The sequence below is a fragment of the Zobellella iuensis genome (genome assembly GCF_016746085.1).
Lineage (GTDB): Bacteria > Pseudomonadota > Gammaproteobacteria > Enterobacterales > Aeromonadaceae > Oceanimonas > Oceanimonas iuensis.
This window is the reverse complement of sequence record NZ_JAERTZ010000008.1, coordinates 44,286-56,336: the sequence shown is the minus strand read 5'-3', so window position 1 is coordinate 56,336 and position 12,051 is coordinate 44,286. Positions and strand designations below refer to the sequence as shown.

Below are 12,051 nucleotides of genomic sequence, written 5' to 3'. Positions count from 1 at the left end.
ATATTTCATGGATCTCCGCCTTCGCGGAGATGACCAGGGTTAAACGGCCATGACAAAGGGAAATGTTTGGCGAAAAAACGGGAGCTAGACTTTGCCGACAAACCTTGATGCCCCGTCCAGGGGCGTTTGCCATTGTACGGGAGCCCATTGATGAATAACGAGATCTTCGCCCAGGTGTTCGCGGTGACCGCGCCGGTGTTCACCATGGTGCTGCTGGGCGCCCTGCTCAAGAAAATCCGCCTGATCGACGATGCCTTTATCGGCACGGCCTCGATGCTCACCTTCAAGGCCACCATGCCGACCCTGCTGTTTTTGAGCATATTGCGGGCGGATCTGAGCACGGCGCTGCAGCCCTGGCTGGTGGGCTATTTCTGCATCGCCACCTGCCTGACCTTCGCCGGTGCTTGGGCCTGGGCGGCGAGGCGGGTGCCGGCGGCGGAGCGGGGCATATACGTGCAGGGGGCCTTTCGCGGCAACTGCGGCATCATCAGCCTGGCGCTGGCGGCGGGGCTGTACGGCGACTACGGCCTCTCGGTGGGCGGGGTCATGGCCGGGCTCATCATAGTGGTGTTCAACGTGCTCTCGACCCTGGTGCTGTCGGTTTACGGCGGCGGCTACCGGACCACGGCCTGGACGGTGCTGCGGGATCTGGCTCGCAATCCGCTGATCATCGCGGTGGCGGCAGGGCTGCTGGGCTCGGTGGCTGGGCTTTCCCTGCCACACTGGCTGCTGGTGTCCGGCGACTACTTCGCCGGCATCACCCTGCCGATCGCCCTGATCTGCGTGGGCGGCAGCCTGTCGCTTTCGGCCTTCTGCCGGTCCGGCAGCCTGGCGCTGGGAGCCAGCCTGATCAAGGTGCTGTGGTCGCCGCTGCTGTTCACCCCCCTGGCCTGGGCGCTGGGCTTCGGCGGGCGGGAGCTCGGCATCCTGTTCCTATTTCTGGCCAGCCCCACGGCGGCGGTGAGTTACGTCATGGCCAAGGCGGCGGGCAGCGACGGCCGGCTGGCGGCCAGCATCATCGCCATCTCCACCCTGTTGTCGGCGGCCAGCGTCATGGCCGGGCTTTTCCTGTTAGGTTTGCTGGGCATAGCCTGAGTTGCCCCATCCTGGCCCCGAGCAGCCGAGCCTGTTACTACCAATACTGCTATAGATATCGAAAAAGATTATTTATGAATATATGAATGGGATTTTATATTTCATAAAGGAATAAGAAATCAGAGGCCAGGCAGGATCATGAACCTACAGCAGTTACGGATAGTACGGGAAACGGCGCGGCGGCAGTTCAACCTGACGGCGGTGTCGACGGCCCTGTTCACTTCCCAGTCCGGGGTCAGCAAGCACCTGCGGGATCTGGAGGAGGAACTGGGCGTGACCCTGTTCGAACGGCGGGGCAAGCGGCTGCTGGGGTTGACCGAGCCGGGCGAGCTGGTGCTGGGCTCGGTGGAGCGGATCCTGGCCGAGCTCGACAACATGCGCCAGGCGGCCCAGCAGTTCGTGCACAGCGACAGCGGCAGCCTGCGCATCGCCACCACCCATACCCAGGCCCGCTACGCGCTGCCGGCGGTGCTCAAGCAGTTCCAGCAAAAATTCCCCAAGGTGCGGCTGGCGCTGCACCAGTGCGGCCCCGACGAAATCGCGGAGCTGCTCAAGGCCGGCGAGGTGGACGTGGGCATTGCCACCGAGGGCCTGCTGGCCAACCAGCGGCACTTCGCCTGCTTTCCCTACTACCGCTGGCATCACGGCGTGGTGGTGCCCGAGGCGCACCCCCTGGCCCGCCTGCCGCAGGTTTCGCTGGCCGATATCGCCGCCTTTCCGGTGATCACCTACCACGAGGGCTACACCGGGCGGAACAACATTGACGAGGCGTTCCGGACGGCGGGCATCCAGCTCGACATCGCCATGTCGGCCCTGGACGCCGACGTAATCAAGACCTATGTGGAGCTGGATCTGGGTATCGGCATCATGGCATCCATGGCCTTCAACGAGCGGCGGGATCAGGGGCTGCGGCTGCTCGACTGCCACCACCTGTTTCCCACCAACACCACCTACCTGGGGGTGCGGCGGGGCTCCTTTCTGCGCGGCTATGTCTACGACTTCCTCGGCCTGTGCAGCCCCGGGCTGACCCGGGAAGCGGCCGACGAGGCCATTTTCGGCGCCGAGGAGAGCTGAGGGGAGGAAAGCCTCCCCAAGCATTATCCCGGCAGGCGCCGGCGCAATCCCAGGCCCGCGAGCAGCCCCAGCAGGCAGCACAGCAGGAACACCCAACCCGACAGCGCGGCCGCCATGATGCCCGACAGCAGGGTGCCGACGGTGCAGCCCAGGGCCACCATGGCGCCCCAGCCCATCAACACCCCTCCCGCCAGGTTGCGGCCTATCTCCGTCAGGGTGGGCCGCCGCGGACGCCAGTCTCCGGCCAGCAGGGCCGACGCCCAGGAGGCCAGCACTAGGCCGGCCACGAAAACGCCGTTGTTGGACAGCAGGCTTTGCTTGATCACCGTCATGCAGCCGGAAAAGCCGTCCAGCCCTTCCAGTCGCGTCGGCAGCAGTCCCAGTTGATCCGCGCCGGTGCGCGCCAGGCTGCCCAACTCGGCGGTGACCCCGAGCGGGGCGACGCGGAAGTAGGCCACCACTCCCAGCATGCCGATCAGAATGCCGCCGACAAAGGTGGGCCAGCGAGCTCCGAACAGCAGTCGATAGAGCGACGCGTCGCCGCCAGCCGGGCTTCGGGGAGGGGCCCGGTGAAACCTCAGCAACACCAGGGCGAGCACGGCCAGCACCGCCAGTTGCAGCAGCACGGTGGCACCGTAGCCCAGGTGCCCGGGCAGCCAGACCACCGGCGCCTGTTGCAGGCTGCCGAGATAAAGCGGGTTCCAGCTGATAAAGCCCAGTATGAATCCAGCCAGGGCGCCGAGCAGGGCGAAGGGCGAGGCCAGGGCGCCTTCACCCAGGCGATAGAGGTGGGCACTGATACAGGATCCGGACAGGCTCATGCCCAGGCCGAAGCTGAAGGCGCCGGCCGCCAGCACCCAACTGACCGGCCCGATATGGGCGCCGGGCGGCAGGCGCCCGCTGCCCGGGTCGGGCACGAAGGCGCCGAACACCGCCGCGTAGCCGAGGGTACCGACCGCCAGGGCGGCGAGCAGCCCCAGCAGCCCGGAGGCGTTGCGTTGCTCGATAAAATCCCGGCTGATGCAGAAAAAGCAGAACCGCGAGCGCTGCAGCACCAGGCCGAACAGGGCGCCACTCAACAGGGAAAAGGACAGGGCATCGCCGTCGGCACGTGACGCGAGCGCGAAGCCGCCCCAGAGCAGCGCACCGCCGATGGCCGCGGCCAGCCACCACCGATGGGGCATCGCCGGGGTGGAGGATGAAACGACAAGAAAACCAGGCATAACGAAGAGTCCCAATAAAAAAACGGGTATCAAAGGCTGATACCCGTGCCGGCCTGCTCAGGTCCTGGCAAGATGGAGCAGCCATGGCGGCCTGCAACGGAACAAGGAAGCATCAAGCAATAACGGAATTCAGAGCCCGCCCCAGACGGTACCGGCCGGGTTGGTCACAGGAACCCCCACGCTGTTGCCGTATTCGGTCCAGGAGCCGTCGTAGTTGCGCACCTCGTAGCCGAGGATCTTGCTGAGCGCGAACCAGGTGTGGCTGGAGCGCTCGCCGATGCGGCAATACACGATCACCGGCTTGCTGCCATCGACACCCACGGACTGGTAGAGGGCGCGCAGCTCGTCGGCCGGCTTGAAGCTGCCATCCGCCGCCACCGCGCTGCTCCAGGGCACGTTCACCGCACCGGGCACATGGCCGGCCCGTACCGCCAGCTCCTGCACCCCGGCCGGTGCTATCACCTTGCCCTGGTATTCATCGGGCGAGCGGATATCGATCAGGGCCTGGTCTTCACGCCCTTCCGCCACCGCCACCACGTCCTGCAGGCGTGCCCTGAGCCGAGGGTTGTAGCCGGTCAGGGTGATGTTGCCGCCGTTGTAACGGGCGGCGCGGGTATCCAGTGGGCGGCCTTCCGCCTCCCATTTGTTGCGTCCGCCGTCGAGCAGCTTGACGCCCTCTACCTGGTAGACATCGAAAATCCAGGCGCCCCAGGCGGCGAACCAGTTGTTGTTGTCCCCGTAGAGCACCACAGTGGTGCCGTCGGAGATGCCCGCGTCACGCAGCAGTTGCTGGAAATTTTCCTGGCTGGCGATGTCCCGCTTCACCGGGTCGACCAGATCGCTGTGCCAGCGGAAGTTGACGGCGCCGGGAATATGGCCGCGCTCGTAAACGCCGGGCGTGACGCTGACTTCGACGATACGGATTTTGTCGTTATTCAGGTTCTGCTCCAGCCAGTCGGTACTGACCAGTACCTCGTTTCCGGCATGGACCTGAAAGGCGAGCAGGCCAGTAACGGCCACCACCATGCGCTGAACGCGTTTTTTCCATTTCATATTCGACTCCTTGGTATTGACTGAAATAGGGAAAGTAGCATCGATAATTAACGAGAGCGGCAAGGGAGTAAAACAACCATTCATGGATTGGATATCGATAAAAATGGATAAGGGATAAATATTTTTCGGTATTTATATATCGGTTATTTTGCTTTAGGAAATAGTTTTTGGCACGGTATGCTCAAGATGGACTTTTACCCGGAGGAAACAAGAATGCCCGTCATCTTTAATGATTGCTGTAGAAAGAAAATGTTGTTCTTAACCGGCTTCTACCATATTTCAGGAGGCAGCGATGCTATTGCCCGACCCCTATGACGATGTGCTCGAACAGCTTTATCTTCTCCACCCCCGCTCGGTACTGCGGGAGCTGGCCGTGCTGCGCCGGCAAGGCGAAGAGCTGGTCGCCGGCCTCGGCGGTCTCAATATCACCCCCCACCACGGCGGCATCTTCGGCGCCTACCGGCACCGCCCCTTGTTCAATGAAACCTCGCTGCGGGTGACCGGCGAGTCGGGCAACCATATCAACCCGGATATCCTCTACCTGCAGGCCTGGAACGAGGCGGACATCCTGTTCCTGGATCGCTTCCTGCGCATGGTTCATGTGCTCCATCACCAGCTCCACCGGCGCCAGGGTGGGCTTATCGTCGATGTGCATCCGCGCCATATCGGCTCCCTGCCGGGGGATCACGGCAAGGTATTCGGCCGGCTGCTGCAGCGAGTGGGACTGACACCCAGCGCGGTGATCCTGCGCCTGGCCGCCGCGCCCTTGCTGGCCGAGGGACATGTGCAAAAGGCCGCCCGCAGCTTTATCAGGCACGGTTACCGGATCCTGGCCGAGGCGGTGCCCCAGGAGCCCGAGGCCTTGTCGCGACTGGCCAGCATCGGAGTGCACTGGGTGTCGCCGGACCTGGACATCAAACACCCGGGTGCCCGTCGCCGCCGGCTGCGGCTGTGGCTGCAACAGGCGCACCGGACCGGTCTGCTCAGCCTGGCACCGGCCTCGACGACGCAGCTGGCGCAGGAGGGTTTCCGGCAAATGGGGTTTCTATTGACACGTACGCCATCAGCGCCGCTCCAGGATGCTATTACGCCGGTTCCCATGACTCGGGTCGGGAATATGGTTCCGGCCAGTGCGGAAGACAATCCGCCCTCCTGGTTGTTGTAATTGTCATCGCTTGTATGACGGCGGCTATTGCCATTACCATGGAAACCGAAATATAAAGCATAAATTCTTGGTTTTATTGCGGCGTAATAGCACTAACCTTAATGACACCTTAGGATTCATCAGGAGTCGGCATGAGTGTCTTGTATCAGGATGCCTATTGTTATCAGGGTAAAATCATGGAACTGTACCGTGGGCCGGCGATATCGGAGCTGGATGTGCGCACGGCACAAGGTATGTTGTCCGTATTCGTCGCCAGCCGCCTGATTGACGAATTGGCACTCAGGCCCGGTCTCAATATCAGCGGGGACGCCATGACCCTGTGCGTCCGTACCGGGATGGATGACGGCAGGGCTGATTATCGGAGGAAGCATCATGTGGATGCATGACGGCCCGAATGAAGTCGACTTTATCATGGTGCCGGGCTGGAAGGGTTCGGGCCCCGAACACTGGCAAAGCCACTGGCAGCAGTTATTGCCGGGGGCGAAACGGCTGTCGGTGCAGAGCTGGGACAAGCCCGATCCGGACGACTGGATCCGCAGCCTGGATGGGATGATCCGCCGCGCCCGCCGCCCGGTGGTGCTGATCGCCCACAGCCTGGGCTGCGTGACCATTGCCCACTGGGTGGAATGCCATGGGCGCGAAGCCGCGTTGCGGGTGGCGGGCGCCCTGTTGGTGGCGCCGGCGGATGTGGAGCGCCCGGGGGCACCGGACGAACTGCGTCCCTTCGCGCCCCTGCCGCGCACGCCCTTGCCCTTTCCGGCGCTGATCCTGGGTTCGGAAACCGATCCCACCGCCAGCAGCCGGCGGGTATGGCAGTTCGGCGACTGGTGGGGGGCCGAGACCCATATCCTCGGGGACGTGGGTCATATCAATACCGAGTCCGGGCACCGCCAGTGGCCGGAGGGAATGCGTTGGCTGGCGCGGTTGCCGCTGGCGGCCGGGGTGAATGCATAAGGCCGGGACAAGAAGAGCCACGGGAGATAAACAAGGGGGAGGCCGCGGCCTCCCCCTTGCTTGAGCTTTTTTGAGGATTCAGGCGCTGTGCTGGTCGAGGAACACCTTGCTGCGCAGCGGGCGCAACCAGGCATCGTCGCCCTGCAGCAGTCCCAGGGTGCGGAAGTGGGTCTTGGGCAGCTCGGCCTGGATCAGCCCCTTGGCGTCGTCCGCCCTGAGCTCCAGCCGGACGGTGGGGCCGACCACGGTCAGGCTCTCGAGCACCGCGTGCAGGGCGTCCGGCGCCGGGCCGGCCAGTACCTCTATCTCGTGGGGGCGAACGTAGGCCAGGCCGGTTTCGTTTTCCACTTCCTTCAGCTCCGGTACCGGCAGGCGCAGCCCGCCGATGGTGGCGGCGCCCTGGCCCACCCGGGCGTGGAACAGGTTGACGTTGCCGAGGAACTGGTACACGAAGGGATTGGCCGGGTGATCGTACACCTCTTCCGGCGAGCCTTCCTGCTCGACCCGGCCCTGGTTCATCACCACCACCCGGTCGGACACCTCCAGCGCTTCTTCCTGATCGTGGGTCACGAACACGCTGGTGACGTGAATTTCGTCGTGCAGCCGGCGCAGCCAGCGGCGCAACTCGGCCCTGACCTTGGCGTCGAGGGCGCCGAAGGGTTCGTCCAGCAGCAGCACCTTGGGCTCCACCGCCAGGGCGCGGGCCAGGGCGATACGCTGGCGCTGGCCGCCGGACAACTGGGACGGGTAACGGTCGGCGGTCCAGTCCAGCTGCACCAGCTCCAGCAGGCTCATCACCTTCTTGCGGATGGCGGCCTTGTCCGGGCGCAGCCGGCGCGGGCGCACGGTCAGGCCGTAGGCCACGTTTTCGAATACCGTCATGTGCTTGAACAGGGCGTAGTGCTGGAACACGAAGCCCACCCCCCGGTGGCTGACGTGCAGATCGGTGGCGTCTTCCCCGTAGAAGGAGATGCGGCCGGAATCCGGCTGCTCCAGGCCGGCAATCATGCGTAGCAGGGTGGTCTTGCCCGAGCCGGAGGGGCCGAGCAGGGCGGTGAGCTGCCCGTCCGGCAGGGTCAGGTTGATGTTGTCTACCGCGACAAAGTCGCCGAAGCGCTTGTTTAAATTTTCAATCTTGATGCTCATGGGTCAACTCGCAAAATGTCAGTGGTTACGCTGTTCGAGCCACTCCACCCCGGATTTGAGGGCGATGGTGACCAGGGCCAGGCCGGTGAGGATGGAGGACACCGCGAAGGCGGCGGTGAACATGTACTCGTTGTAGAGCACCTCGATATGCAGGGGCATGGTGTTGGTTTCGCCCCGGATCCGCCCGGAAACGATGGCTACGGCCCCGAATTCGCCCATGGCGCGGGCGTTACAGAGGATGATGCCGTAGATGAGGCCCCACTTGATGTTGGGCAGGGTCACGTACCAGAAGGTCTTGAGGCCGCTGGCGCCCAGGGTGAGGGAGGCTTCTTCCTCCTGCTTGCCTTGTTGTTGCATCAGCGGGATCAGCTCGCGCGCCACGAAGGGCAGGGTGCCGAAGGTGATCACCAGCACTATGCCGGGTACGGCAAAGATGATGCGCAGCTCATGGGCGCTGAGCCAGTCACCCAGCCAGCCCTGGGAGCCGAACAGGATCACGAAAATCAGCCCCACCACCACCGGCGAGATGGCGAAGGGCATGTCGATAATCGACAGCAATATAGGCTTGCCGCGAAACTCGAACTTGGCGATGGCCCAGGCGATGGCCACCCCGAAGATGACGTTGGCGGGCACCACCAACAGCACCACCAGCAGGGTGAGGCGGATGGCGGCGGCGGCGTCGGGTTCGGTCACGGCGGCGAGCCAGACCGACAGCCCCTGCTCGAAGGCGCCGTACAGCACCACCAGCAGCGGCAGCACCAGGAACAGCGCCAGAAAGGTGAGGGCGATGCCGGTGAGGGTGCGCCTTACCCAGGCGGGCTCTTCGGTGGCCCGCTGCCAGTCGCTGCCGGTGGCGACCGGGGCGGAATGGGTCAGTGTGGTCATGGTATGGTCTCCGACAAATCAGTGGGCAAAGCGGCGGCTGGACCACCACTGCAGGAAATTGATCACCAGCAACATCACGAAGGCGGCCAGCAGCATCACGGTGCCGATGGCGGCGGCGCCGTTATAGTCGTACTGCTCGGCCTTGGCCACGATCAGCAGCGGGGTGATCTCGGTCTTGTAAGGCAGGTTGCCCGAGATAAACACCACCGAGCCGTATTCGCCGATGGCCCGGGCGAAGGCCAGGGCGAAGCCGGTGAGCAGGGCCGGCAGCAGGGCGGGCAGTATTACCCGGCGTACCGTGGTCAGCCGGCTGGCGCCCAGGCTGGCGGAGGCTTCCTCCAGCTCGGCTTCCAGATCCTCCAGCACCGGCTGCACGGTGCGCACCACGAAGGGCAGGCCGATGTAGGTCAGCGCCAGCACCACCCCGACCTGGGTATAGGCGATGCGGATGCCGAAGGCATGGAAATACTGGCCCACCCAGCCGGTGCTGGCGTACAGGGTGACCAGGGCGATGCCGGCCACGGCGGTGGGCAGGGCGAAGGGCAGGTCGATAAGCCCGTCCACCAGCCGCTTGCCGGGAAAGGAATAGCGTACCAGCACCCAGGCCACCAGGGCGCCGAACACCAGGTTGATGGCGGCGCCGATAAAGGCGGCCGAGAACGACAGTTTGTAGGAGGCCACCACCTGGGGATGGCTGATGGCGCGCCAGAACTCCTCCCAGCTCATCAGGCTGGTGTAGAGCAGCAGGCTGCCGACCGGGATCAGGAAAATAAAGGTCAGGTACAACAGCGAAAATCCCAGGGTCAAACCGAACCCCGGGATCACGCTCCGACGCCTGGTGGAGGAAAACATCATATTGCACTCCTTTAACGGGGCCCGAGGGCCCCTGAGTTCTGTTAACGGTTAACGCTTGGCGATGCTTTCGAGGATCTGGTCGAACTTGCCACCGTCGTTGAAGTGGGTGTCCTGGGCCTGCTGCCAGCCGCCGAACAGCTCATCCACGGTGAACAGCTCAAGCGCCGGGAAACGATCGGCAAACTCGGCGGCGATTGCGGGGTTGGACGGGCGGTAGTAGTGCCTGCCGGCCAGGCGCTGGGCGTCATCGCTGTAGAGCCCTTCCAGGTAGGCCTGGGCCTGGGCGCGGGTGCCCTTGCGATCCACATTTTTATCCACCACCGTGACCGGTGGTTCGGCCAGGACGCTGAGCGAGGGCACCACTATCTCGAACTGCCCCTTGCCCAGTTGTTCCACCGCCAGGAAGGCCTCGTTTTCCCAGGCGATGAACACATCCCCCAGGCCACGCTGCACAAAGGTGTTGGTGGCGCCGCGCGCGGCGGGATCCAGCACCGGCACGTTTTTGAACAGTTTTTCCACGAATTCATAGGCTTTCTGCTCGTCGCCGCCATCTTGCTTGAGGGCGTAACCCCAGGCGGCCAGGTAGTTCCAGCGGGCGCCGCCGGAGGTTTTGGGGTTGGGGGTGATCACGGCCACGTCGTCGCGGATCAGGTCGTCCCAGTCCTTGATGTTCTTGGGGTTACCGTCGCGCACCAGCAGCACTATGGTGGAGGTATAGGGCGAGCTGTTGTTGGGCAGGCGGGACTGCCAGTTTTCCGGGAGCAGCTCGCCGTGCTGGCGCAGGGCGTCCACGTCGTAGGCCAGGGCCAGGGTGACCACGTCGGCGTCCAGGCCGTCGATCACCGCGCGGGCCTGGGAGCCGGAGCCACCGTGGGACTGGCGCACATTGAGCGACTGGCCCTGTTCGGCCTGCCACTGCTCGCTGAACCACTGGTTGTATTCCCGATACAGCTCCCGGGTGGGATCGTAGGACACGTTGAGCAGATTGGCGGTTTGTGCCTGGGAGGCAAAACCGGCCAGGGAAAGCAGGCTGATGCCGGCCAGTTGTTTGAGGGTACGATTGAGTTTGGACATCCTTTTGTCTCCTGAGTCGATGATGGTATCGGTGTCTGGAGAGGATGTTAGGGCAGGGGTTAACCTTTAAAAACGAAATAAAAAATAAATTCTTATCTGAAAAATGAATAAAGAGGGGGGGTTGGCAAAGGGACGGAGCATCAGTGTACGCAGGGCTGAATTTGTAGATATAAACGCCAATAATGGCGCATGTTTTAGAGCAAGATATGGACAAATGGGGTGTCCGGGTACTGCAGCTCGTCAACGGGGTGGCTTGGAGCGCCAGAAAACGGCCTGAGGCCGCTTTCTGGCGTCGGTAACAAGGTAAGTGGGGGCGTGTTCAGCGATAGTTAAAGGCGTCGGGCAGCAGGAAACTTGCAATCAAGGTCAGGATTGGCGGCATGCTCAGATATCCTCCTGCGGATGAGGGACCGTGCGTCCCGTGAGCAGGCAGCGCAGATCATCATAAACGACCTCGATGGTGAACAGCGCCATCGCCAGTCCCGATATCGGCATGGCCGCGAACACATAGGCCAGAGGCATGCCGAGCGCGATGGACGAGCGGCGCCAGCCCATGCCGGTAAAGATATGGCCGTGAACGACCAGAACATAGTTCACCGGCAGGTAGGCCAACACCGCCGAATGGGAGGCGCTGTCGGACGCGCAACGGCAGGCCTCGGCGCGCGCCATGGAGGTCTACGCCGCCATGGTCGAGCGGATGGACTGGAATATCGGCCGGGTACTGGCTTACCTGCGCGACAGCGGGAAACTGGATAATACGGTGGTGCTGTTCCTGTCCGACAACGGGGCCGAAGGGGCCTTGCTCGAGGCCTATCCGCAGTTAGCTCCCAACCTGGAGCAGGTGATTGCCGAATACTACGACAACAGCCTGGACAATATCGGCAACGCCAACTCCTATGTCTGGTACGGACCGCGCTGGGCCCAGGCCGCCACGGCACCGTCGCGGCTGCACAAGGCTTTCACCAGCCAGGGCGGTATACGGGGGTCGGCGTTGCTGCACTATGGGGGATTCCGGCGCCAGCGGCAGATAAGCCATGCCTTCGGTTCCGTGATGGATGTGGTGCCGACCCTGCTGGAACTGGCGGGTGTCGTCCATCCGGGGCGAGAGTACCGAGGGAGACCGATCGAGGCGCCGCGCGGCCGCTCCTGGCTGTCTTATCTGCAGGACGAGGCCGACTATGTCCATGACGCCGACAGCGTGATCGGCCGGGAGCGGTTCGGGCGCAAGGGCAAATGGAAACTGGTGTATATACCGGCGCCGAGCGGTCTGGCAACCTGGCAACTGTACGATCTGGAGCGGGATCCGGGGAAGGTACGCGATCTGGCGGACAGCCAGCCGGAAAAACTCACGGAGCTGCCGGCCGACTGGCATGATTATATGATTGAAACCGGGGTCATTGAATTCGAGCGACGGGGAATCACGTTCGGGGGCATTATTTAGCATTGCTTCTATGTGCATTGAGGGGCAGAGGTTGCCCCTTTTTTATTACCGCGCTTTTGGCCCGTTCTGATTTCATCTAAGCGTTT

General features: G+C 63.3%; 13 protein-coding genes. 6 read left to right on the top strand and 7 right to left on the bottom strand.

Annotated elements, in window-relative coordinates:
- Positions 1-150 precede the first annotated feature (150 nt).
- Together JKV55_RS03200 and JKV55_RS03195 are read left to right on the top strand one after the other, a co-directional pair.
- The gene (locus tag JKV55_RS03200) at positions 151-1,095 is read left to right on the top strand and encodes an AEC family transporter (RefSeq protein WP_202082303.1); all 945 of its coding nucleotides are present in this window, start codon (positions 151-153) and stop codon (positions 1,093-1,095) included.
- 138 nt (positions 1,096-1,233) lie between these two features.
- Entirely contained in the window at positions 1,234-2,169 is a 936-nt protein-coding gene (locus JKV55_RS03195; protein ID WP_202082302.1) for a CysB family HTH-type transcriptional regulator, read from the top strand.
- Between the two features lie 23 nt (positions 2,170-2,192).
- Here JKV55_RS03195 and JKV55_RS03190 read toward each other — a convergent pair whose 3' ends face one another.
- The gene (locus tag JKV55_RS03190; RefSeq protein ID WP_202082301.1) at positions 2,193-3,392 is read right to left on the bottom strand and encodes a YeeE/YedE family protein; all 1,200 of its coding nucleotides are present in this window, start codon (positions 3,390-3,392) and stop codon (positions 2,193-2,195) included.
- A 129-nt stretch (positions 3,393-3,521) separates the two neighbouring features.
- The gene (locus JKV55_RS03185) at positions 3,522-4,445 is read right to left on the bottom strand and encodes a sulfurtransferase (protein ID WP_237332635.1); all 924 of its coding nucleotides are present in this window, start codon (positions 4,443-4,445) and stop codon (positions 3,522-3,524) included.
- Positions 4,446-4,737: 292 nt separating this feature from the next.
- Here JKV55_RS03185 and JKV55_RS03180 point away from each other — a divergent pair, with 292 nt between their 5' ends.
- From JKV55_RS03180 to JKV55_RS03170, 3 genes are all read left to right on the top strand, one after another.
- Positions 4,738-5,610: a hypothetical protein gene (locus tag JKV55_RS03180; protein ID WP_202082300.1), complete on the top strand. Its 873-nt coding sequence runs from the start codon at positions 4,738-4,740 to the stop codon at positions 5,608-5,610.
- A 131-nt stretch (positions 5,611-5,741) separates the two neighbouring features.
- Positions 5,742-5,996, top strand: a complete 255-nt coding sequence (locus JKV55_RS03175) for a hypothetical protein (protein WP_202082299.1) — start codon at positions 5,742-5,744, stop codon at positions 5,994-5,996.
- Positions 5,983-6,564, top strand: coding sequence for an RBBP9/YdeN family alpha/beta hydrolase (locus JKV55_RS03170; protein ID WP_202082298.1), 582 nt, complete (start codon positions 5,983-5,985; stop codon positions 6,562-6,564). The genes JKV55_RS03175 and JKV55_RS03170 overlap by 14 nt, the downstream gene beginning before the upstream one ends.
- Positions 6,565-6,642: 78 nt before the next feature.
- Here JKV55_RS03170 and JKV55_RS03165 read toward each other — a convergent pair whose 3' ends face one another.
- From JKV55_RS03165 to JKV55_RS03145, 5 genes are all read right to left on the bottom strand, one after another.
- Positions 6,643-7,710, bottom strand: coding sequence for a sulfate/molybdate ABC transporter ATP-binding protein (locus tag JKV55_RS03165; RefSeq protein ID WP_202082297.1), 1,068 nt, complete (start codon positions 7,708-7,710; stop codon positions 6,643-6,645).
- An 18-nt stretch (positions 7,711-7,728) separates the two neighbouring features.
- The gene (gene cysW / locus JKV55_RS03160) at positions 7,729-8,595 is read right to left on the bottom strand and encodes a sulfate ABC transporter permease subunit CysW (RefSeq protein WP_202082296.1); all 867 of its coding nucleotides are present in this window, start codon (positions 8,593-8,595) and stop codon (positions 7,729-7,731) included.
- Between the two features lie 18 nt (positions 8,596-8,613).
- Positions 8,614-9,450: a sulfate ABC transporter permease subunit CysT gene (gene cysT, locus JKV55_RS03155; RefSeq protein WP_237332634.1), complete on the bottom strand. Its 837-nt coding sequence runs from the start codon at positions 9,448-9,450 to the stop codon at positions 8,614-8,616.
- Positions 9,451-9,498: 48 nt separating this feature from the next.
- A complete protein-coding gene (locus tag JKV55_RS03150; protein WP_202082295.1) occupies positions 9,499-10,524 on the bottom strand; it encodes a sulfate ABC transporter substrate-binding protein in 1,026 nt (341 codons plus the stop codon).
- A 384-nt stretch (positions 10,525-10,908) separates the two neighbouring features.
- Complete coding sequence (locus JKV55_RS03145) at positions 10,909-11,193, bottom strand: TRAP transporter small permease subunit (protein ID WP_202082294.1); 285 nt, start codon at positions 11,191-11,193, stop codon at positions 10,909-10,911.
- Between JKV55_RS03145 and JKV55_RS03140 the strand changes: the two genes are divergently transcribed.
- Entirely contained in the window at positions 11,192-11,965 is a 774-nt protein-coding gene (locus tag JKV55_RS03140; protein WP_202082293.1) for a sulfatase-like hydrolase/transferase, read from the top strand. The two genes, JKV55_RS03145 and JKV55_RS03140, sit on opposite strands and share 2 nt — an antisense overlap.
- Positions 11,966-12,051 lie beyond the last annotated feature (86 nt).